Origin of the sequence: Bacillus spongiae, from assembly GCF_037120725.1 — a bacterium.
In the GTDB taxonomy this organism is placed as follows: Bacteria; Bacillota; Bacilli; order Bacillales; family Bacillaceae_K; genus Bacillus_CI; species Bacillus_CI spongiae.
Window position 1 is genome coordinate 47,373 of the sequence record NZ_JBBAXC010000015.1, and the last position, 21,669, is coordinate 69,041.

Annotated in this window: 21 protein-coding genes, 1 pseudogene and 1 riboswitch; of the genes and pseudogenes, 13 read left to right on the forward strand and 9 right to left on the reverse strand. The window is 35.4% G+C overall.

Annotated elements, in window-relative coordinates:
- Positions 1–43: 43 nt before the first annotated feature.
- From ku to thiE, 3 genes are all read left to right on the forward strand, one after another.
- Positions 44–868, forward strand: a complete 825-nt coding sequence (gene ku, locus WAK64_RS16750; protein ID WP_336588145.1) for a non-homologous end joining protein Ku — start codon at positions 44–46, stop codon at positions 866–868.
- A gap of 119 nt (positions 869–987) precedes the next feature.
- A riboswitch (TPP riboswitch) is annotated at positions 988–1,100 on the forward strand.
- 254 nt (positions 1,101–1,354) lie between these two features.
- Positions 1,355–2,143 carry a bifunctional hydroxymethylpyrimidine kinase/phosphomethylpyrimidine kinase gene (thiD, locus tag WAK64_RS16755; protein WP_336588146.1) on the forward strand — a complete coding sequence of 263 codons (789 nt, stop codon included), beginning with the start codon at positions 1,355–1,357 and terminating at the stop codon, positions 2,141–2,143.
- Positions 2,144–2,195: 52 nt separating this feature from the next.
- On the forward strand, positions 2,196–2,822 hold the full coding sequence (gene thiE, locus WAK64_RS16760; protein WP_336588147.1) for a thiamine phosphate synthase: 627 nt from the start codon (positions 2,196–2,198) through the stop codon (positions 2,820–2,822).
- Between the two features lie 41 nt (positions 2,823–2,863).
- Here the strand turns inward: thiE and WAK64_RS16765 are convergent, their stop codons facing one another.
- The 4 genes from WAK64_RS16765 to WAK64_RS16780 form a co-directional block, all read right to left on the reverse strand.
- Positions 2,864–4,414, reverse strand: a complete 1,551-nt coding sequence (locus WAK64_RS16765) for a hypothetical protein (RefSeq protein ID WP_336588148.1) — start codon at positions 4,412–4,414, stop codon at positions 2,864–2,866.
- Between the two features lie 346 nt (positions 4,415–4,760).
- Positions 4,761–6,311, reverse strand: a complete 1,551-nt coding sequence (locus tag WAK64_RS16770) for a hypothetical protein (RefSeq protein ID WP_336588149.1) — start codon at positions 6,309–6,311, stop codon at positions 4,761–4,763.
- Between the two features lie 1,312 nt (positions 6,312–7,623).
- A complete protein-coding gene (locus WAK64_RS16775) occupies positions 7,624–8,142 on the reverse strand; it encodes a hypothetical protein (protein WP_336588150.1) in 519 nt (172 codons plus the stop codon).
- A 382-nt stretch (positions 8,143–8,524) separates the two neighbouring features.
- A complete protein-coding gene (locus WAK64_RS16780; RefSeq protein ID WP_336588151.1) occupies positions 8,525–9,244 on the reverse strand; it encodes a class I SAM-dependent methyltransferase in 720 nt (239 codons plus the stop codon).
- A gap of 170 nt (positions 9,245–9,414) precedes the next feature.
- Between WAK64_RS16780 and WAK64_RS16785 the strand changes: the two genes are divergently transcribed.
- Positions 9,415–9,699, forward strand: a complete 285-nt coding sequence (locus tag WAK64_RS16785; RefSeq protein ID WP_336588152.1) for a hypothetical protein — start codon at positions 9,415–9,417, stop codon at positions 9,697–9,699.
- A gap of 240 nt (positions 9,700–9,939) precedes the next feature.
- A complete protein-coding gene (locus WAK64_RS16790; RefSeq protein WP_336588153.1) occupies positions 9,940–10,065 on the forward strand; it encodes a YjcZ family sporulation protein in 126 nt (41 codons plus the stop codon).
- A 194-nt stretch (positions 10,066–10,259) separates the two neighbouring features.
- On the opposite strand, the gene WAK64_RS16795 is transcribed toward WAK64_RS16790, so the two are convergent.
- A complete protein-coding gene (locus tag WAK64_RS16795; protein ID WP_336588154.1) occupies positions 10,260–10,394 on the reverse strand; it encodes a hypothetical protein in 135 nt (44 codons plus the stop codon).
- A 555-nt stretch (positions 10,395–10,949) separates the two neighbouring features.
- On the opposite strand from WAK64_RS16795, the gene WAK64_RS16800 reads away from it, so the two are divergent.
- Together WAK64_RS16800 and WAK64_RS16805 are read left to right on the forward strand one after the other, a co-directional pair.
- Positions 10,950–11,312, forward strand: coding sequence for a DUF6176 family protein (locus WAK64_RS16800; protein ID WP_336588155.1), 363 nt, complete (start codon positions 10,950–10,952; stop codon positions 11,310–11,312).
- Positions 11,313–11,598: 286 nt separating this feature from the next.
- Positions 11,599–12,633 (forward strand): serine hydrolase domain-containing protein, encoded by a 1,035-nt coding sequence (locus tag WAK64_RS16805; RefSeq protein WP_336588156.1) that lies wholly within the window; start codon positions 11,599–11,601, stop codon positions 12,631–12,633.
- Positions 12,634–12,892: 259 nt separating this feature from the next.
- Here WAK64_RS16805 and WAK64_RS16810 read toward each other — a convergent pair whose 3' ends face one another.
- Positions 12,893–14,536 carry a M4 family metallopeptidase gene (locus WAK64_RS16810; RefSeq protein WP_336588157.1) on the reverse strand — a complete coding sequence of 548 codons (1,644 nt, stop codon included), beginning with the start codon at positions 14,534–14,536 and terminating at the stop codon, positions 12,893–12,895.
- 328 nt (positions 14,537–14,864) lie between these two features.
- Between WAK64_RS16810 and WAK64_RS16815 the strand changes: the two genes are divergently transcribed.
- The 4 genes from WAK64_RS16815 to WAK64_RS16830 all read left to right on the forward strand — a co-directional run bounded on the left by WAK64_RS16815 (position 14,865) and on the right by WAK64_RS16830 (position 16,859).
- Complete coding sequence (locus WAK64_RS16815) at positions 14,865–15,239, forward strand: ASCH domain-containing protein (RefSeq protein WP_336588158.1); 375 nt, start codon at positions 14,865–14,867, stop codon at positions 15,237–15,239.
- Between the two features lie 349 nt (positions 15,240–15,588).
- The gene (locus WAK64_RS16820) at positions 15,589–15,777 is read left to right on the forward strand and encodes a hypothetical protein (protein WP_336588159.1); all 189 of its coding nucleotides are present in this window, start codon (positions 15,589–15,591) and stop codon (positions 15,775–15,777) included.
- Between the two features lie 101 nt (positions 15,778–15,878).
- Positions 15,879–15,980, forward strand: coding sequence for a YjcZ family sporulation protein (locus WAK64_RS16825; RefSeq protein ID WP_336588160.1), 102 nt, complete (start codon positions 15,879–15,881; stop codon positions 15,978–15,980).
- Between the two features lie 336 nt (positions 15,981–16,316).
- Entirely contained in the window at positions 16,317–16,859 is a 543-nt protein-coding gene (locus tag WAK64_RS16830) for a histidine phosphatase family protein (RefSeq protein ID WP_336588161.1), read from the forward strand.
- Positions 16,860–17,347: 488 nt separating this feature from the next.
- Here WAK64_RS16830 and WAK64_RS16835 read toward each other — a convergent pair whose 3' ends face one another.
- Positions 17,348–17,842, reverse strand: coding sequence for an anthrone oxygenase family protein (locus WAK64_RS16835; RefSeq protein WP_336588162.1), 495 nt, complete (start codon positions 17,840–17,842; stop codon positions 17,348–17,350).
- 108 nt (positions 17,843–17,950) lie between these two features.
- Positions 17,951–18,505 (reverse strand): PadR family transcriptional regulator, encoded by a 555-nt coding sequence (locus tag WAK64_RS16840; RefSeq protein ID WP_336588163.1) that lies wholly within the window; start codon positions 18,503–18,505, stop codon positions 17,951–17,953.
- 756 nt (positions 18,506–19,261) lie between these two features.
- Between WAK64_RS16840 and WAK64_RS16845 the strand changes: the two genes are divergently transcribed.
- The gene (locus WAK64_RS16845) at positions 19,262–20,731 is read left to right on the forward strand and encodes a S8 family serine peptidase (protein ID WP_336588164.1); all 1,470 of its coding nucleotides are present in this window, start codon (positions 19,262–19,264) and stop codon (positions 20,729–20,731) included.
- A gap of 454 nt (positions 20,732–21,185) precedes the next feature.
- On the opposite strand, the pseudogene WAK64_RS22475 reads toward WAK64_RS16845, so the two are convergent.
- Positions 21,186–21,275: pseudogene (locus tag WAK64_RS22475) on the reverse strand (DDE-type integrase/transposase/recombinase); the annotation flags it as partial.
- 152 nt (positions 21,276–21,427) lie between these two features.
- Here WAK64_RS22475 and WAK64_RS16855 point away from each other — a divergent pair.
- Complete coding sequence (locus WAK64_RS16855) at positions 21,428–21,664, forward strand: hypothetical protein (RefSeq protein ID WP_336588165.1); 237 nt, start codon at positions 21,428–21,430, stop codon at positions 21,662–21,664.
- Positions 21,665–21,669: the final 5 nt, after the last annotated feature.

Genomic DNA, 21,669 nt, shown 5'->3' on the forward strand with positions numbered 1-21,669 from the left:
CATTATTTTAACCAAACTAAGAAAAAAGTAAGGATGGTTTTATATGCATACAATTTGGAAAGGAAGTATTAGTTTTGGGTTGGTGAATATTCCGATTAAACTTCATGCAGCTACTGAGGATGGCGATATAAAGTTAAGAAGTCTTCATAAAGCTTGCCATACACCGATAAAATATGAAAAAGTATGTCCAGCATGTGAAGTGGAATTAAATAAGGAGGACATTATTAAAGGGTTTGAAGTCGCGAAGGGGAAATTTGTCGAAATTAGCGACGATGAAATACAGGCGCTTAAAGAAAGTAAAGAAGAAAAAAGTGTTGAGATTGTTGATTTTATCGAATTAAAGGAAATCGACCCTATTTATTTTGACCGAAGTTACTTTTTGTCTCCGAGTGAAGGAGGAAAAAAAGCTTATGGTCTACTAAAAGAGGCGTTAGTAAAAACAAAAAAAGTAGGAATTGCCAAAATGATGATTCGATCAAAAGAACAACTCAGTGTGATTCGGGTATATGAAAACATCCTACTTGTTGAAACGATTCATTATCCTGATGAAGTCCGCAAGGTAGAGGAAGTTCCAAACATTCCTTCAGAAAAAAATGTAACGAAAAAGGAACTTGATACCGCTATTTTACTTATTGATCAACTCACTACTGACTTCTCACCTGAAAAGTATCACGATGAGTATAGGCAAAAGCTTGAAGGCTTAATTGAGGAAAAGTCGAAAGAAAAACAAACGGTTTTACCAGCAGAAAGTCGGGCAAATGCCGATAATGTTACCGATTTAATGGCTGCATTGCAAGCGTCAATTGACCAATCCAAGCCGAAAAAGAAAACAACGAATAAAAGGTCTAAGAAAGCAAAAGCTTTGTAATCCGTGTCTTAAAAGTAATGCTATCCGACTTATGTGCTTAGCTAGACTTGAACCATTCCACAACTTTTTTCTTCACTTATGATATGAGGTATGGTAAAGTATGAATGAATTTAATATTGAATGAACACTGGGGGTGCCGGAAGTGGCCGGCTGAGAGTAAGACCTTAATGTCTTTGACCCTTCTTAACCTGATCTGGTTTGTACCAGCGTAGGGAAGTGTCCAATATGATAGCGAAGAGTGCATAATAAAAAATTGCATGATTGACAGGTAGCTTTTGGCTACTATTCGTTCTTTCATTTAGTTCACGATAAACCTCCAGTGTTAACACATCGGAGGTTTTTATTGTTCTTACAGAAGGTAACAGCTGTAATCACGTTATTTAAGAATTGACCAAGTGATTAAGAAAAACATTACTGTGTCCTCAATAGAACAATAATCTTCAGGTTCATTCATCATCATTTCAATCATCATTGGAGGAATATAATGTGAAAACAGCTCTAACAATCGCAGGCTCAGATTCTGGAGGAGGAGCAGGCATTCAAGCAGATTTAAAAACGTTTTCAGCACTAGGGGTGTTTGGGATGTCAGTTATTACAGCTGTTACTGCTCAAAATACGCAAGAGGTTCGCTCAGTTGAAAACATTTCATTAAATGTAATTAAAGATCAAATCAATGCCATTTTTGATGACATTCATGTAGATGCAGTGAAAATTGGTATGCTATCGACTGCTGAAATTATTGAAGCGGTGACAACAGAGATTTCTAAGCGGAAGATAAAGTCGGTGGTTGTAGATCCCGTTATGGTTTCAACTAGCGGTCACTCCTTACTAGATCCGGCTGCTGTACATATGTTGAAAAAGAAATTACTTCCTCTCGCGACAGTCGTAACTCCCAATATTGCAGAAGCAGAAGTGTTAGTGAATCAGAAAATTCGAAACAAAGTAGAGATGGAGGAGGCCTGTCAGAGAATACATGAAATGGGTCCAGGAACGGTTCTTCTAAAAGGTGGACATTTACATGGTGACGCTGATGATCTTTTCTATGATGGAAAAGCATTCAGGTGGTTTCAAGCAGAAAGAATTCAGACGAAGAATACTCACGGTACAGGGTGTACATTATCGTCAGCTATTGCATCCTATTGCGCAAATGGAGAAAGATTAGAAACGGCCATTGCAAAGGGTAAAGATTATGTCACAGAAGCAATTAAACAAAGCTTTTCTATTGGAAAAGGAAATGGTCCTACACATCACTTTCATCCGTTTTACACAAGGTAATTCATATAACTTGTTTGGAGAATAATAAAATTATAGAAGAGGGAATTAATACATGGAGAATAATATCGATTATGGCTTATATTTGGTAACAGATGAATCTCTTCCATTAACCTTACTAGAAGAGAAAATAATTGGTGCCATGAAAGGGGGGGCATCGATCATTCAGCTCAGAGAAAAAGAGTCCACAAGTAAGGAGTTCATTAATAAAGCGAAAAGGTTGAAAGCAATCTTATCTGAAACATCTATTCCCCTTATTATTAATGACAGACTTGATATCGCCTTGCTCGTAGAGGCAGACGGGATACACCTAGGACAAGATGATCTTCCTGCGAGAGAAGTAAAGAAAATTCTTCCTGCCAAAATGATTCTCGGGGTCTCTGTACATTCCGTTCAGGAAGCACTTCAAGCAGAGAGGGATGGAGCAGATTATATTGGAGTAGGCTCAGTATTTAAAACTTCGTCAAAGCCAGACGCTACTCCCATTAGTTTTGATGAGGTAGTGGCCATTAAAAAATCAGTTTCTATACCGGTTGTCGGAATTGGTGGGATTACAGAAGAAAATGTTGACTTAATAAAGGAATTGGGGATTGACGGGGTTGCCATTGTGTCGGCTATTATGAAAAAAGAAGATACAAAAAAAGCGACAGAGCAATTAAAACGGAAACTTACGTGGCTCTAGTGAGAAAAGGAGGGATGCTCGATGCATTCCTCCTTCATTTTCTAAAACAAATCAAAGAAATAAGGACCTACACTAAATATAAGTAATAGCATGTACACAAACATAAAGTAAAAGCTACCTAGCATGGCAGTCCATTCAGGGTCACGACCCCATTTCCAGACCAATGTCGTTAAAAGAGAGAGGACGAATGAAATAACCCAAAGGCTTCCATCAAAAGTTAAATAGGAAGGGGCTATGGAATAGAAAAAGCTATCCATTGCAGTTGCTAAATAGAAGATAGGCATAACTAGAAACATTCCAATTGATACGTATTCGACTAAGTGAACACCTTCTGATTCCATAATGTTTGGTTTAAAAATATTTAAGTAGATCAAAAATGCTAAAGATGGTAAGTACACATAAAATGATGTTAATAATACAATAAACCCACTAAATAACATTAAGAAGCTATTATAAAAAGCATTGAAATAATCCTCTTTCGATAAAGTTAAACTATCCTTAATGACGGCTTCATCATTTGACGAAAAATATAATTTGTGCGACTCCCCTTTATAGATTAACCAATAAATCGAAGAGAAATTATTTGCATAAAATGGATCATTCGCAACGTGATCTGTTGTTGATATTAACCGACTTTCGACTTTATTCCCTTTTAATTCCCCCAAGTATAAGCTGAAGTCATTTTTTTTGAAAACCCCAATTCCTTCTGCTAAGAAAGTAAAAGTAGTTTTATCCTTCATGAGAAAGTTTGATAAGGAATGAAAAGAATAAAACTGGTGCTGAGAGTCTTTATCATAAAACTTGATTTTCTCCAATGGAACAGTATTGTTGATAAAGTCCTCGATAGTGCCTTCCATTATAAAGGATTGATATGTGATATTCCCTTGTTTTCGTCCGTTTTTTTCTATTAATAGTAATATTTTTCCGTTTGCTTCAATATTTCCACTAATGCCATTAATTGAAAATTGGTATCCTGTATCAACACTGGATAACAGTATAGGTAAATCATCTTGAGAATTTAATAAATATAGATTTGCTTTAGTTTTCCATTCATTAGGGGTCGAGACGACTATTTCTCCGCTATTTAGAAAATACACATTTTCCAAGTTATTTTCAAAGGTAGAAAGTAAAGTCGTTTCACCAGTATCCGGATATAAACGATAAAGGGCGTTATCAGCCCAATAGACAACCTGCTCATCAGCTCCCTTTACGTCGGTTATATTCTCGGCTATGACCGTTTCGGAAGAAAGGTCTGACAAAATGACTCTCTTTTTGTTGAGATATACAAATTTTTCTCCGTTTGTCCAAAAGCCCTTTCCTTTATCTACTTTTAATGGAAGGGTGTCACTTTGGGTGGTCATCTGTTGGTTTAACTCGACTACTTGGACACCAGAAGATGAAGTCAAATACATCTTATTGTCGTTATGAAACACTTGTTTGCTTTCACTTAATGAAACATCCAATGGTAAAGAACGGCTCCATTCATCATTAGGGAGCTGATTAATTTCATTCAATTGTTGAAAGTATAAGACTAAGAAAAGGCAACTACAAAGAACAATAGGAATGCCAAATGTTTTGAGTTTTCTCATCATGGTCCCCCTTTTTTTATTTCTGTATTTTACCATATTTTTAATATTTTTTCATTTTTTAAAATAATCAGAATAAAAAGTTTAGAAATAATCTATTTCAATTTGTATGAGTCAATAGTATAGAGTAGAAGATACTATTTCTTTTATATAGATACATAAATGTTATTCAGAAAAGGTCAGTAAACCGAAGGAAGGGAATATAAAGGAATTGCAAATTGATGGGGTTGCCATTGTGTCGGCTATCGTGAAAAAAGAAGATACAAAAAAAAGAGACAAAGCAAATAAAACGGAAATTTACGTGGCTCTAGTGAGAAAAGGAGGGATGTATTTTGCACCCCTCCATCATTTTCTAAAACAAATCAAAGAAATAAGGACCTACACTAATCATAAATAATAGCATGTACACAATCATAAAGTAAAAACTACCTAACATGGCAGTCCAATCAGGGTCACGACCCCATTTCCAGACCAATGTCGTTATAAGAGAGAGAACGAATGAAATAACCCAAAGGCTCCCATCAAAGGTTAAATAGGAAGGGGCTATGGAATAGAAAAAGCTATCCATTGCAGTTGCTAAATAGAAGATAGGCATAACTAGAAACATTCCAATTGATACGTATTCGACTAAATGAATACCTTCTGATTCCAAAACGTTTGGTTTAAAAATATTTAAGTAGATCAAAAATGTTAAAGATGGCAAGTACACATAAAATGATGTTAATAATACAATAAACCCACTAAATAACATTAAGAAACTATTATAAAAAGCATTTGAATAATCCTCTTTCGATAAAGTTAAACTATCCTTAATGACGGCTTCATCAGTTGACGAAAAATATAATTTGTGCGACTCACCGTTATAGATTAACCAATAAATTGAAGATAAATCATTTGCATAAAATGGATCGTTCGCAACGTGATCTGTTGTTGATATTAACCGACTTTCGACTTTATTCCCTTTCAATTCCCCTAGGTATAAACTGGTGTCATTTTTTTTGGTAACCCCAAGTCCTTCTGCTAGGAAAGTAAAAGTAGTTTTATCCTTCATGCGAAAGTTCGATAAGGAATGAGAATTTTCAAACTGGTGCTGAGAGTCTTTATCATAAAAATTGATTTTTTCCAACGGAACAGTATTGTTGATAAAGTCCTCGATAGTGCCTTCCATTTTATAGGAATAATAAGTGATATTTCCTTGTGATCGTCCGTTTTTTTCCATTAATAGGAATATATGTCCATTTTCTTGAATGGTTCCACTAATGCCGTCAATAATAGATTGTTGGCCGGTGTTAATGCTGGATAACAGAATAGGTAAATCATCTTGATCATTTAATAAATATAGATTTGCTTTAGTATTCCAATCATTAGGGATTAAGACGAGTATTTCTCCACTATTTAGAAAATACACGTCTTCCACATTATTTTCAAAGGTAGAAAGTAAAGTCGTTTCACCAGTATCTGGATTTAAACGATAAAGGGTGTTATCAGTCCAATAGACAACCTGCTCATCAGCTCCCTTTACGTTTGATACATTCTCAGCTATGACCGTTTCGGAAGAAAGGTCTGACAAAATGACCCTCTTTTTGTTGAGATATACAAATTTTTCTTCGTTTGTCCAAAAGCCCTTTCCTTTATCCACTTTTAATGGAAGGGTGTCACCTTGGGTGGTCATCTGCTGGTTTAACTCGACTACTTGGACATCAGTAGATGAAGTCAAATACATCTTATTGTCGTTATGAAACACTTGTTTGCTTTCACTTAACGAAACATCCAATGGTAAAGAACGGCTCCATTCATCATTAGGAAGCTGCTTAATTTCATTCAATTGCTGAAAGTATAAGACTAAGAAAAGGCAGCTACAAAGAACAATAGGAATGCCGAATGTTTTGAGTTTTCTCATCATTGTCCTCCTTTTTTATTTCTGTATTTTACCATATTTTTGATAAGTTTTTATTTTTTTAAATTATCAGAATAATAAGTTTGGACTAATTTTAATTAGTAGTGAATAACCTATTTCAATTTTTATTAGTCAAAAATAAAGAGAAGATATTTTTATTAAATAGCGTGGTTTTAACATAATCAAAAAGAAATTTACTGAAGTTTTAAACATTCGAATGTTACCTAGATACAAAAATGTTATTCAAGAAAAGGTCAGTATACTGAAAGAAGGGAAAAGGATGGATTATATGGGAACACAGCAATCCTGAAATTGATAACGTATGAGACTAGAAGAAATCGGGAAATACAGAGAAAATAGAATTATTATATGAAGGAGTTTGACAAATACAGGATATTAATATATAATGAATTCTGGCTAAAATGTCCATAATGAAGTGAAGGAACATATTTGCCATCGATTGCGTTCGATGACTTTATAGTACAAATTTAAATATTTAGGGGGCAGAACATATAAACATTAGTTTTTTCCATAAGAATCTCACACTTATGACTTCCGGTAGTGATTCTCTCACAGTCACTTTGCCGATGAAACCACGAATTTTGCTTCCACCATATTAATATACTTCATTTAATTCCATTTTAATAATTATTCAATTAATAGCTGAATCACGCTGGCACGGCCTAGGAGCCGTAAGGATGAAAGAGAGGTAGGGCTTTCATTGTTTCAGAACCAAATAATGCGGACAGTTTAGCTTACTAAGCAATATTTATTAATATAATTTCAAATTAATTATTATATTGTTGTCCTATGTATGAAATAAAAAACACTTATTTTACTAAAGCCTTCTCAATCCTTTAAGGACAGAACAGCTTGTTTATTCGAGGACGTTTGTAAAAATGAGTTTTTTAGCACAAATGTAGGACATATTATCTAGATCTAGTGAAAATGTTAATAAATGTAAAACACCAAAGGGTACCCTTTGGTGTTTTTTCGTTTCGTGTGATTGCTATAACAATGCTGTTATTTTTACATAAAAAATCTGTATATGATATAAAGTTGAAGAAGAATGATTATTCTTTGGTGCATGAAATATGTAAAGGAAAGCACCGTGATAAAATGTCGTAGTGGAATAATAGTTAAACGGTTGTCATGGAAGTGATTATAAGGTTAATTGTCAGGCCTTTTGTTTATTTCACCGATTGCTTTATATCAAATTGTTTCATTGATTGAAGTTTTCTACACAAAGGAATCTATTGATGAAAATTATGTTAGAATCATTTGATAAATAAGATATAAGCTTCTTTACCATACTATTTTAAGGGTAATAATTATCGGCACCACGTTTTAACGTTGAAATGTGTATTCTGGAGGCTTTAGCTATATCATTCATGGTATTTCTTAATTCCTGAGGTAACCCTTCATCCGAAATAAATTTCTCGTACATATTGATGTTATCAATTTCTGCTTGAACGCTTGCCTGAAATGCTTGTCGTAATGTTGTCGGAGGGGGCGTAAAATCAGCAGCATTATTTTCTGGTGGTGAAATATTGTATAGGTCAGATAGATGAAGGAGAGCATGAATATGTTGCTGTTCTACTTTTTTTATTTGAACAAATGGAATGACTTGTCCGAATTTCTTATGTATAGCATCATATCTTGCTTGGGCTAAGTATTCATCTTGAATAGCGTAATGAAGAACCTTTTCGATTGTTAAATTGTCATCAGCCAATCCACCATTACTACCATAATGATCAGGCATCCAATTTTCAGCATAAACAGAGTAGGGTGAGAGTGATAAAAAAATGATTATTCCAAGAAGTACCCATCGATTCATTCTTAATCCTCCTATTTCAAAGTAAGAATAGTTTGCTACTGAAATAAGAAAAAATACATAGTGAAATGAAGACTTTACTTGCAGAAGTTGAAGTACATTTTCATGTGGAATTACACCCTCTACTTGCGATCTCAATCTGTTTACTTGCAGAACTCAATCAAATCCTTTAAAACTCAACTATTTATTACAATCTACACCAAGTACTTGCGAAACTTTTTCCGTTTGGAGGATAAATGTACGATGTTTTGCTTCATTGCAATAAAAAGAGGAAAAGTTTAGTTTTTTCCTCTTTAGAGTAAAGTATTTGAACAATGAATATCACTTCGACTCTTTAACATTGCGTCGATACGAAACGCAAGTTATTTGATCATTCATAATGTTTTTAATTACTTCGTTTTTCACACCGAATCATCATTTCATTAAAATAAGGGCGAATCTTCTTCTGAAGTTGTTCATGTTCATCCAACTTAGTAAATGCATCGGGATGAAGTGTTTCAGAAAGCTGGAATTCAACACCTTCCTCCACATCCCCCTCATTAAATATAATGATAGGAGTCATCTCTATTTGATGAAAGTTAGAGGTCAATAATAGAGACTCCCATTCTTTAAGGTTACGTAATTTTTTAATCCCATAAAAAGTCTTTAAATGCTGTTCCTCTTCATTGGATAATTTATCATTTTTTACAATTTCATTGATTAGTAGGACACCATCTTTTTTTAAAATACGATGAAATTCTTTTATCGCTTTTAAAGTATCAACAAAGGAAAGCACGGACTCCGTAACAATGATATCAAAGTCGTTGTCTTCAAAAGGAAGATCTTCTACAGAAGCTTGGATGAATTGAAGTTTATGTCCTTGTTTGATCCGTGTTTTTGCTTTTTCAATCATCGTTTCGTTTGAATCAATTCCGACTGTATCACATTGGAATGCCTCTGCCAGAAAATAGGATGTAAGTCCTGTTCCACAACCAGCATCCAAAATTCTTGTTTCCGGTTCGAGGAGTTCACTGCTAAGAATATCTTTCGAAGCACTGAATCCTCCTGGATGGGCCCCTCCAATACCGAGCTGTGCCAACATATCAAGGTAGCTAAATTTGCTCAAGTTATTCCCTCCGTTCTGTTGTAACGATAGCTATTTATTATATGCAAACATCAAAGGGAAGTTGATATTCGAGTAATTAGTTGAAATATAGGCGATGGAACAAGCACTACAAGCTGTTATGAATATACTACAAACGACTCCACAAATTGAATGTAGAAGGAGGGAATAACTTGGGTCACTATCAATTATGCAATCGTTATAGAGGACAAGTGGTAAGAATTAGAGAACGAAATGGCAGAATGCATTATGGTCGTATTAACCGGGTATCAAGGTCACATGTATATCTCTCACCTGTTCGACCGAGAGGCCGTGGATATGCATATGATGGCATTGGTTACGACTACGGCTATGGCTACTACGGTTACCCTTATGGTGGATTCGGATTAGGATTCGGGGTTGGAATCGCCTTTGGTGTAATCGCCACAGTTGCTTTAGCTTCATTATTCTTCTGGTAATCCGTAAAGGGAGAAGGTTATCAAAAACCTCAACTAGGTTAGTTGCTCAAGTTGAGGTTTTTGGCATTCCTTTTATTTTATGAAAACACTCTTGAAACGGTTTATATAGTGATCAGGCCAAAGTTAAATTTAATTTTGAGAACACTCTATGATAGATGGCCTATACACAAGCAGAAGTTGTCTCATACCTTATAGTATAGGGAGAATATCTCCTACTATAAGGTATGGGGGTGAATCTTTATGTGTGGTTGCGGCTGTGGTAGAGGCTATGGTTATGAAGGTGGATACGGTAATCAAGGTGTATTCGTTTTAATCGTGGTTCTGTTCATTTTATTAATCATTGTTGGAGCAGCGTTTGTATATTAATTTTTTAGAAGTGTCTATCAAAGGATAGGCACTTTTACTATTGTTTGTGAAAAAGAGAGGCTGTTATGAAAGTGAAATAAATTAAACATCGTTCACGCAAATTAGAGGTCAATAAAAAAGAATCCGAAAAATGGAGACTCAGCTTGTTTAAGTCCATTTTTCGGGTTCTTATTTGTAGCGTTCACTACTGTGTATTAATAATAGCGTCTAAATCCACGTCTCCCAAATCCACGCCGACCAAATCTAGGATAAAACCCATATCCTCTGAATCCACGTCTACCTAATCCGTACCTTCCGAAATATCGAACTCCGTGTCCGAAAATTGGCATTTCAATCACCTCCACAGACGTATCATGTGTAATGACAAGAACAGTTCATTAACCCACAAAACTTCATTCCTCCTTATACAATATGGCCAAGACCTTTTATTTGCTTAGATGATTGTCTCTATTTTTGAAATTTTGAACGAAATACGAATCACTTTGTCTAACGAAGAATCATAAAGCTTTGAACAATAGAAACTCCATACGAAGTGATACTCTTGAAAGATGAAGAAGCAGCCATTGTTTAGAGAATAAAATGATGGTCTATTCAAGTCGTACGAATATGTGACGTTAGGATTTTTTTCCAAAAGAGGGAGGTCTAGGAAATGGAAAGCGAGTCGTTTCTTTACTTTGGCCGAACACTTCTATTCTGATGATTATTCAATGGAATTTTCAATACATGGAGAGAAAGATGGATCTTACTAGTTTCCCTTACTAGAGAAAATAAAAGCTAAAACCTCATCGAGGTAGAGATGTTGTCTAGTTTGTAAAATCGCTGTCTAGTGAGAGAAATTATGCTATATTTAAATAGATATACATAATATGGAGGTACGATAAAAAATGAATGCTCGATTAAGTAAATATCGCATTAAAGAAGGAAAATCAAAGCAGGTTGATCAGTGGATGGATATGCTAAATCAAAATATGGATAAGGTATTGATTATTTTAAAGAATGAAAACCTAGTAGTTGAAACGATGTTTCGTGAAAAAGGTGAAGATGGAGAATACCTTTATTGGTATGCAGTAAAAGGGAAAGAAAAGGAAGTACAACTGTCAGATGAAGAAACAAATAAGAAAAATGAAATAATAAAAGAGCATTTTCAATATTGGGAAGAGTGTATTGTTCAAGATGAGGAGATGCCAGCAATCGCTACTGAAGTGATGATGGTTCCTGATCATATTAGTAAAGTGATGGACGAATAAAAGATAGCTTAAATAATGGTAGAAGCTAGTTAGATAGCAAGAGGACAGACCAAACAATATCTTTTTGGTCTGTCCTTTTTATTGTAAATACAGAGATTTAGTGGTCATGTCAATAAAAGTAGTATTGCGTTTTAGCTATTGTCTTTCAGCATGAGATCGTTCACGTAAGTTAAAGCGAACTTGGTTGAGTTTATTTTGGGAAAGGTATTAAGTTATATTGAGTTGTTCACAAAGAGAACGTACATTCGTGTTATAATAAATGAACCAAGTGACTCGGGAGGAAATCATGATAGTGAAAAATATAGCTATTAAAGAACGAATGGAACATTATAATGTGCCTGGTTTAAGTATGGCCTTGATAAAAAACGGACAAATTGACGGAACAGAAAATTACGGTTTACTAGAGGTAGGAAGTGATAGAAAAGTAACGGAACATTCGATCTTTAATGCGTGTTCCATTAGCAAATTTTTAACTGGAATGCTATCTATAAAGCTAATAGAACAAGGGGTTTTGGATTTAGACACAGATGTAAATGGAAGACTCAAAGCCTGGTCGGTAGCTGAAAATAATTTCACTAAAAATAAAAAAATAACATTAAGACATTTACTTAGCCATCAATCTGGCCTGATGGACCCTGTTGGAAGTTTTGCTGAACTTAATTCAAGTGTAGGGATCTCAATGGTTGATTTATTAAAGGGAGAAACGCCTTATTGTAATGCTCCTATTGAATTACAGTTCGAACCAGAAAATGAATTTCATTATTCAGATGCAGGCTTTTGTGTTGTTCAGCAATTAATAGAAGAAGGGATGAAAAAGCCATTTTATCAAGTGGCACAGGAATTGATATTTGAGCCATTAGGAATGGCAAATAGCCATTTTCCTAAAACGATGCTAGAGGTAGATAAAAATAAATTTTCTTGTGGGCATAACAAAAGCGGGGCATTAGTTAAGGGGAAATATCCAATATATCCTTACCCAGCAGCATCAGGGTTATGGACCACCTCGTTGGATTTAGCAGCTTTAGTCATCGAGCTAATGAATGCTCTAAAAGGAAAAAGTAAACTTGGTATTTCAGAAAAGTTAGCAAATGAAATGATCACACCGCAAAAAGGAAAAGGTTGGACTGGGTTAGGTGTGTTTCTCGAAGGAACTAAAAAAGAATTAGAAATCACATCACTCGGTTGGGGTGTAGGCTTTCAATGTATGATGGTAGCACTTCCACGGATAGAGCAAGGTGCCGTCATTATGACGAATGCAGAGCTGGGTGTTCATCAAATGGAAGGAATTATCGGTGAAATATATCAATCTCTAATGTCATAAAATGTGTAATGAAATGAAAGGGAAGGGGAAAAAAATTTCGCAATTTGTTTTTTGATTTTATTTACTGTATAGATTTAATTGATATAACATTGGTAGATTAAAATCGATTTTTTTATATAAGGAAGGGAGCCATTTTGAGTAATCCTTTATCAAAATGACTCCTTTATTATAAATTAAATTAGTCTATAACCCTGTCTTCACTAACTCTTAAAACAGTAAGTCACCTAGTTGATTGTAATAATTTCCTTTAATTAGTTACTTATTCTATTCCAACCGCATCAAAGGCTGCTGTTGCAGCAGCAACTTCCGCACTGCCTTCACCATATAAATCAGTAGCTGATTGAATAAGTGAAGAACGAAGTTGACTAAAAGTAGCAGTGCTTGTTAAATATTGTGTTAATGTTCGGTAGTATATTTTTCCTAGCTTTTCTGTTCCAATTCCAGCAACTGTGATTCCGTAATGAGTCCCACCTTCACTCAATAAATAGGCCGCTTTATTCAGTATCCCAATATTTACATAAGGAGAGCTTGCATCAGTACTTCGATTTGAATAATGATCAGGGCTGCCATTTTGGGTTGGGTCTAACAAGGAACGTAGTGAATCATTCGGTATATTAGGAGTGAAAACATCCTCTCCAAGTACCCAGTCGGGGTCATTTCCTTCGTAGAATTCAATTAACGTTCCAAATATATCTGACATGGACTCATTAATAGTTCCTGATTCCCCTCCAGAAACGAGATCAGCAGTATGCTCAGTCACAGCGTGGGTTAATTCATGTCCAACCACATCAAGTGCACCTGATAGTTCAGCGAAAATTGTCCCATCTCCATCTCCATAAAGCATTTGAGTGCCATTCCAGTATGCATTATTGAGGTCATTACCATAATGAACAGTCGATTTAATGGCAGCACCTTTGTCATCAAAGCTATTTCTATCAAAGGAGTCTTTAAAGAAATCGTATGTAACGCCTGCGTAATAATGGGCATCAACGGCAGCTCTATCATACTTAGCAGTGAATTGATTATCATTATCTTCCCAAAGTGTGCCTGGTGCGCTGAAGGAATTGTTTGCGTCATAAGTGAAAATTCCGTCACCACGGGTGTTGTCGATTAATAAATAAGTGGAGCCGTTAAAGGATGTATTTAGTGACTTTTCATCCCCTAACACACCTGTTCCAGTACCGACTGTATCATTTATTGCATGAATATTATTCGTTTTCGTCATGATTTCTCCAGAAATCGCATCAACAAAATAATCCACATTTCCTAGTTCAGGAGAATGGTAAAGAAAGCTGACTACATAGGCATATTTTGTAACTTCTCCATCATTGAAAACAACAAGCTCTGCCTTTGGCTTGCTTTCAAAAGCTGGCGCAGTAGATAGCGTTTCTTTCAAAGCTTTCTCAGCAATGTCCACAGCTTGATTTTTCGTGACTTTTTGTTGCATCCTTAACGCCTGCTTTTTATCTAGTTCAGGTAGAATCGTACCAGAAAGGGCTGTGAGGACACCATCTTTGTCAATATGTGCTGTCAGAGTGGCGCCAAATACTGGCGTTCCTTTATACATTTGTTGTAAACGAATAAAGGTAAATTCTAGTTCATCCTGTTTTTTCTCTTTAATGACAAACGAGTTTTTTGCTGAACCTTTAATTGCAAATAGCTTCTCCTTTTGATCGATGTAGTTAAATAAAATTGTTTCTGGTTCTTGGTCGGAAGGTTCTGTTAAATTTCCTGAAATAAATTCAGGTGCCTGAACTTTCTGACTCCAGTGTACCTTCTCCTCTTTCATTTCTCCTAGATTAGGAGTCTTAGCAAATACAGAAAGTGAAGCAGGAGTGGTAAACGTGCCTAATGCAAGTGAACTGGCAATGACGGTTGTAACTAATTTTTTTCTCTTTTTCATTATCACACCTCATTTTTTATCTATACGTTTGTAGGTGGGAACTAGAATATAATGTATAGTGAGAATACAGTAAAAAGACCCAATTCGACAAACGATTATTAAAATATTACAAAAATTCAAAACTTTCGTCAATTATCTTCAATAAATTGATTCTAAATAACTAGTTTAGTATTGTAAGAATATTATCGTAACGGTTCTATAAGTCAATCGAAAAGTGAGTACCTAAAAACCAATAGCTAGACTACGATTTATAGGGAGGACTATTCTAAGGTAAAAGTAGTTAGTATTTTGATAGAGTATAAATTCATTATTCATTGGAGGGATTCCGTTGAAAGGATTACTAATAAAGTCCCCTTGGATTGATCACATATTACAGGGGAATAAAACATGGGAAATTAGAGGGTCAAACACGAATATAAGAGGAAAAATAGCGCTGATTAAAAGTGGGACGGGTAAGGTTTTTGGGACAGCTGACTTAATTGGTTGTAAGAAGTTAAGCTTTGAGGAATACAAGAAAAGCGAAGCATTTCATCTAGTCCCCATGGTGAAGGATCAAACAAAACCATATAAAAACATACATGCTTGGGTTCTTGATAACCCTTGTATCTTTAAAGAACCGATTCGATATCATCACCCTCAAGGTGCTGTTATATGGGTGAATCTCCCTGAAGAATTGATGATACGTGATGGCATAGACGAGTAAAGTGGGAAATTCTCCTGCAAGTTTTAATCAAATAAAATAAGTTCCTTTATAAATGAACCTCTATGCACGGGAGGTTAGAGCATATGAAGGGAATTAATAATGGAAAGGGTGAGTTACTGCGTAGTAACTCGCTCTTTCTTTATGTGCAAGTACATTAAATGATCGATCTAAAGATGTTTCAATAGAAAAAATGACTTCATGTTTGGAAATCTAGTAAGGATTTTTTATTAGTGATAAGCAGAAAGAGTGAATTATCCATGTAAATGGGCGTAGCGCATCGTAGGCAGCCTACTCAAAGAAAAGTGGACGTGCATATGCTAATTAAAAGGATAGAAAGGGGGAGAATACATTGTTTTCACGGTATATGGGACGACCAGTAAGAGTAATGGATTATAACGGTCGTTATGTTGATGGTGTTATGATTGGGCAATCAGCCGGAGGTGTGTGGCTAAGAGGCGCAGGTGGTAGGAGAATCTTTCGCCCTAGGAGACTTATCCGTGCCATTGTGGTGCTAAGCTTGCTGAGAAGGATTTTTTAACAGTAGGGAAAAAGCACAGTCAAACACACCTATATTGGCATACTTTTATAGAGATAGAGAAGTCTAAATCAAACTCTAATTAAATCAAGGGAGGGATTTTAATGGCAGAAGGATATGGTGGCGGTGCAGGTTTTGCTTTAATCGTAGTTCTGTTTATTCTGTTAATCATTGTCGGAGCAGCATTTCTTGGAGGAGCATATTAATGTTATAGTATGACATGTTGATCCTTTAGCTTAAGTTACTTGTAGAGATAGTCGAAAAGATTCCTTTACAAGTAACTTCATGCTAAAAAAACTACATATAAATGGGTAATTATAGTTGTGAAAATTTAGGATTTAATCTCAGCTTGTAAGTGTAAGGTGAGAATAGCATTAGATAATAACCTGGAACGAAAAGAGTATAGAGAGAATCGTAGAAATAAAATTTCTAATATATAGTAAAAAATGAATTTGATAGAAAAAAGTATTGAAAATGTTGGGAAAATTCTATATAATGGCTTAATTATTCATTTACTGAAACAACATTGGAGGAAACTATTCATGGTGAAAAAAATCTATCTTGTTCGACATTGCCAAGCAAAAGGTCAATCTCCAAATGCTAGCTTGACGCCATTAGGATTTGAACAATCGAAAGAATTATCTGGATTTTTGCTACAAAAAGAGGTGGATATGATAATTTCTAGCCCTTATTTAAGAGCTGTGGATTCTATCAAACCTTTTGCTGAAAAGGTCAATGTACAAATCAAAGAGGACAAGAGGCTTTCTGAAAGAGTACTTAGTTCAGTAAATCATCCGGACTGGTTGCAGATGCTGAAAGAGTCATTTACTGATCTTGATCTTCGTTATGAAGGTGGAGAATCTAGTGATGAGGCGATGAGTCGAGCTATAAAAGTGATAACAGACGTAATTAATAGTCCATTCAAAACGACTGTTCTAGTCACTCATGGAAACTTGATGGCTTTAATCTTAAAATATTTTGATTCATCCTTTGGATTTGAGGAGTGGAGAGCATTATCGAATCCAGATGTATATTGTTTAACCTTTACTGGGGAGGAAGCAGAGCTCGAACGAGTGTGGAAATGAAGTTGTTTCTGACAATTTTATAGGTGAAACGAGTGTGTTAACCATTACCTTGCTACATTATGTAATTCATACACTCCATTAGAAAGCCCTTCCTTGTGAATACAAGAAAGGGTTTTTTCTTTATTTAATTAATCAATTTACAGATGTATTGATATCGAATTCCATCATCTCTTTGAATTTTGTCTCTTGGAGGGTGTTTGTTTTTATATAAGGTTCGGTCTTCTACGGATATTTTCCCTTTATAGTTTATAACAGTGTGTGGAGAAAATTTTTTGGGAGCATATTTGCAATTCGAAGTACTGATTATGATTGAATGTCCACGTGGAAATTCAATTACGATCAGTCTGCCTATATCAAACCTTATACGAAGTGGACGGCTTTCATCTGTAGTTATTTCATTTACTTTCTGCCTTTTGAAATAACTGAAATTCATTTCAATTATTTTTTACAGCACCTTTTATTGAAAAAAAGTGTCCGAAAAATGATATTCATTTTTTTGATGCACGAATGACCAAAACGATTATATAGAGTACGAAAGAAAGTGTGGAGAATAGGAGGCGAAGTGCGTTAGCTTGATTCCAAGCATCACGGGTTTGTTCCCAATTTTCAGGCAGTACTTGAGGATTCCAGCTTTCCGTTTCATAGTTCAGTGGTAAATTCACTTGAGCAGTGAAAATAATGATACCAAAAATGTAGATGACACCAGCAAGAGCAATCAACCAAAAAGATATCGTTTTATAGTGTTTTATATTAGCTATCAATGCAATGACAGATGCCAGCCCACCTCCAAAGAAAAAGATAAAAAATATAAAGTGACGAACATTTTCATTAAACAAAGACTGTACAGTAGCATATATTTCACCACTCACTTCAAGCATTGCTAAATTCACATTAATGGTGTAAGTATAGAAAAAACCTGACATAATTCCGATGATGAATAACGCTATCGCCAAAGTACCATTTTCAAAATAGCTTGTTTTCATAAACATCACCCCAATCTATTCAAATTTGATTAGTAATGCAATTATATTCAAATTTGAATAGATTGTCAATGTACATTATTTGATCTTCTATTCTCTGTTTATTGAAGTTCACTTACGTACGGATATAATAAAGTCAATATTTCTAACTACATCTTGAATCCACTCTTTTTCAGCTACAAATAAACGTTTCTCATGCTGGATAAAAAAAGAATCATATTGATATTGAGGATTCTCTGAGTCCAGTGAATTCAAATGTTCTGCCATAGCTCCAAGTTTTTCATCAATAATTTTAATTGCCATATTTGCATATTCTTTAATTTCATTTTTTGTACGTCTTTCATTAAATTTCAATGCTAATTTAAATCCGTAAAAGTCAGGAAACAATCCTAAAAATGCCTTTTCCTGCAACAAATCAAATCGCTTTTTTCCCATTTCTGTTACAGTATATATTGTTTTTTCTGGGTATTTTCCTGCTTGCTTTTTTTCCACTTCATGAATAAATCCATCTTTGTTTAACTGCTTTATTGCGTGATAAATTGAACCTATTTTAACATCTAACCACTGATCTACTTTTTTTAGCTCATACATTTGTATAATGTCATAACCACTTCCTTGTCCTAACTGTTCCAAGATACCTAATACAATAAACTGTGCTTTATTCATAATCATTACTCCTTCTACTACTAAAAGTGAACTACTCAAATTTAAATAATGAATATGCGTTTAATATACTATTCCATCTCATACCAGTCAACTTATCTTAAGTGTATTTAAATAAATACAAGTGGGTTCTCTTACTTCAGAAGCACGCTATTTTATACGCTATTAAACAATCTGGTCAAATACACAAATAAACGATCTTGATCATGGTACTCAACCCTAGTTCGCTTAGTAATCGTGGAACTTTTTTGTGATTAATGTGAACATCATATGTCCTCGTTAACCAAACTTGTATTCATCTAAAGCATAGATACCCTTATATTTTTAATGGCAAACTACTATTTTCTGCTTTAGTTTGTCATCCTCAATCTGCTTTTCTGAAGGGCATTCTTTACGTTTTACTATTTGTAGTATCCACTTCTTAATATTTTAGCTAGATGACAAAGTAGCTGTATAGAATGAGATGTTTAGAAAACCATCGATAATTTTGAAAAGATTACTAGGTTTTAAATTGATCCCCCTTCCTAGCAACAGATTAAAGCTCTTTTTACATGTGTCTACTATAAGGGGGCATATTGAAAAAGAAAAAATCCTGCCAATATTTCAACAAGATTTTCGATCAAACAGTATCTTAAATCAACACTAGCGAATGATTAAACTCTCGTAAAGTACATTTCCAAAAATGGAATAAAAAGTGTAGTTTATATTAAAATTGTATAGAGAAAGTTGATAAATTCCATGTGAAAAAGGAGGAAAATCATGAATAAAGTTTTTGTGAAAACCTTAATTTCCGTGACATTAGCAACCGGATTCGTAACAGGAGGAGCAATATTTAGCCTAGCTGCAGAAAAACAAGTAACGGAAAAACAGGGGAAAAACCTGTATGTGATTGCATTTGAAAGCGAGTTGCCAAAGGAATATGAAGAAATAATCGAGAAAGCAGGTGGGCAAGTGGTGAAAGTACTCCCAGAAGTGGGAGGGATCCAAGCACAGTCCGATGAACCTGCCTTTCTAAGTAATCTAAAAAAAGTGCAATCCATTGAAGTTGCCAATGAAGAAGTGCCACTTGCATTAAACCAACCAGCAACGATTCCGAACCTTTCACAAAAAGCATTCATCAATGAGCAAGGAAATCTATGGGACTTGCAATGGGACATTCAAAGGGTAACGAATAATGAGAAATCGTATGAAATTGAAACTGGTGGATATGAAAATGATAAGGGAGAAATTGTACACAAAGCGGTAGTAGGGGTTATAGATACAGGGATTGATCCTTCACATCCAGATTTGCAGAAGAATCTTCTCGGTGGACAAAACCTCGTCCCTCCCGGAATGGATGCAACGGAAACCGGAGATCCGAATGACATCGTGGACCGAAATGGACATGGGACACATGTGTCTGGAATCATTGCAGCAAATGGAAATGTCAAAGGGGTTGGACCAGACTTAGGGATTCGTACCTATCGCGTATTCTATTCGGAACTTCCTCAGACTCTTCCATCCTTTATTATTGATGGCATTATTTCAGCTACGAACGATAATGTAGACGTGATTAATATGTCTCTTCGACTTTATAACTCTTCGAAAACAATCATCCAAGGAGAAACCTATAAAACAACGGCTGATACGTTATTATGGAAACGCGCGATCCAATACGCTCTGAAGAATGATGTAATAGTAGTAGCAGCGAGTGGGAATGAAAGCTTGAACTTGGATGACAAGAAGCAGGTTAGTGATTTCTTAAACGTCACTTACGAACCATTCGGAATCTCATTCAAGGGACCAACAACTGTTGTACCGGCACAAATGCCTGGTGTGATCAATGTGTCTGCTTCGAACAAATGGTCCAAACAGGAACTTGCCTTTTTCTCCAACTATGGACATAGTGCGATTGATGTAGCAGCTCCTGGAGGAGACCTTGGTGCTAAATATGCTGAAACCTTTGATCCAGCCACAGCGGATATTACAAACTTAATCCTTAGTACATGGCCAACCTACTTAAGTATGCCTGCTATGCCTTATGCTTATGAGGCGGGTACATCGATGGCTGCTCCTCAAGTAGCTGGGATTGCGGGTGTCATTAAAGCTGCAAACCCTGATTTTACACCTTCACAAGTATCGGCAATTATTAAACAAACAGCTATTGACTACGGAAAACCAGGTCAAGATGCTTTATATGGTTCTGGGGAAGCCAATGCTTATCGAGCATTGATGGATGTAAAGAAATAGGGATTGTTGTACCAAAAAGGGTTCTGGTGCAGTAACAATTTAGTAGAGAAATAGACTATCTATTTCAGAGCTATTAACCATTTATAAAACCATCCTTAAAAAGGTATGGATAAAATCAACTTCATTTTGGACAGTCTTCCCCTGTGGGTGAAGCTGTCCTTTTCTAACCATATGTATCGTCTCCACGACATTTGATATTGAAGTAGTTGTTTCTAATGACTTAAACTTCAACAAGGAGCGTACTCGCTTTTTTAAAAAAAATGGTAACTTTGTTCGACCCTATTGTTGAGGTGCTTTTTCTGTCTTATGGGAATGCCTCCTGGTATCTTTCCCTCTTCTTTTACCTCTTGAATCACTGCAGAATTCGCAGAATTTTGATCCACCGTGATCACATGAGATTTACTAACATGAGAACTAGCCGAGGTTTTCTTAAACGTCGCTTAGCTGCTTGTTATTCTCTTGATTCACTTAGGTAAAAATCAATCATATGCCCTGCTGAATCCACTGCACGATAAGGGTACATCCAGGCTCCTTTTACTTTCACTTGTATGTAGCTCCTATAAAGCTCCCTCTTTTATTAACATCTACTATCTGAATCTATAGGAGAGGAAATGAATAAATATCTCGAATGGTACAAGGCCTCCTCACATAATATTTACGGAGCAAAAAATGAATGTTTTTAAGGGGGATAACTGAATGGGAGATGAATTTTCAAAACATTGCAGTGGTTGTGGTGGTGCAGGTATAGCTGTTGGTTTATTTTCATTAGGTCTTTTTTTCGTGATTGGCATTTCATTAGTGCTTATTGAGCTTTTTTGGAGTATAGCTGCTATTGTCGTTCTTATTTTAAGTCTCATCATCCTACTATTTATTTTAGTACTGATTTGGCAATTAGTGAGGGCGTGTGTGTCTAAACGTCGCGGCAAGCATTAGGAGGT

Bases quoted from the DNA above. Each gene is read 5' to 3' on its own strand.
- WAK64_RS16845 (WP_336588164.1), top strand. From the start codon at position 19,262: ATGAATAAAGTTTTTGTGAAAACCTTAATTTCCGTGACATTAGCAACC.
- WAK64_RS16830 (WP_336588161.1), top strand. From the start codon at position 16,317: ATGGTGAAAAAAATCTATCTTGTTCGACATTGCCAAGCAAAAGGTCAA.
- WAK64_RS16765 (WP_336588148.1), bottom strand. From the start codon at position 4,414: ATGATGAGAAAACTCAAAACATTTGGCATTCCTATTGTTCTTTGTAGT.
- WAK64_RS16775 (WP_336588150.1), bottom strand. From the start codon at position 8,142: ATGAATCGATGGGTACTTCTTGGAATAATCATTTTTTTATCACTCTCA.
- WAK64_RS16790 (WP_336588153.1), top strand. From the start codon at position 9,940: ATGTGTGGTTGCGGCTGTGGTAGAGGCTATGGTTATGAAGGTGGATAC.
- WAK64_RS16805 (WP_336588156.1), top strand. From the start codon at position 11,599: ATGATAGTGAAAAATATAGCTATTAAAGAACGAATGGAACATTATAAT.
- thiE (WP_336588147.1), top strand. From the start codon at position 2,196: ATGGAGAATAATATCGATTATGGCTTATATTTGGTAACAGATGAATCT.
- ku (WP_336588145.1), top strand. From the start codon at position 44: ATGCATACAATTTGGAAAGGAAGTATTAGTTTTGGGTTGGTGAATATT.
- WAK64_RS16835 (WP_336588162.1), bottom strand. From the start codon at position 17,842: ATGAAAACAAGCTATTTTGAAAATGGTACTTTGGCGATAGCGTTATTC.
- WAK64_RS16770 (WP_336588149.1), bottom strand. From the start codon at position 6,311: ATGATGAGAAAACTCAAAACATTCGGCATTCCTATTGTTCTTTGTAGC.
- WAK64_RS16840 (WP_336588163.1), bottom strand. From the start codon at position 18,505: ATGAATAAAGCACAGTTTATTGTATTAGGTATCTTGGAACAGTTAGGA.
- WAK64_RS16825 (WP_336588160.1), top strand. From the start codon at position 15,879: ATGGCAGAAGGATATGGTGGCGGTGCAGGTTTTGCTTTAATCGTAGTT.
- WAK64_RS16800 (WP_336588155.1), top strand. From the start codon at position 10,950: ATGAATGCTCGATTAAGTAAATATCGCATTAAAGAAGGAAAATCAAAG.
- WAK64_RS16795 (WP_336588154.1), bottom strand. From the start codon at position 10,394: ATGCCAATTTTCGGACACGGAGTTCGATATTTCGGAAGGTACGGATTA.
- WAK64_RS16810 (WP_336588157.1), bottom strand. From the start codon at position 14,536: ATGAAAAAGAGAAAAAAATTAGTTACAACCGTCATTGCCAGTTCACTT.
- WAK64_RS16855 (WP_336588165.1), top strand. From the start codon at position 21,428: ATGGGAGATGAATTTTCAAAACATTGCAGTGGTTGTGGTGGTGCAGGT.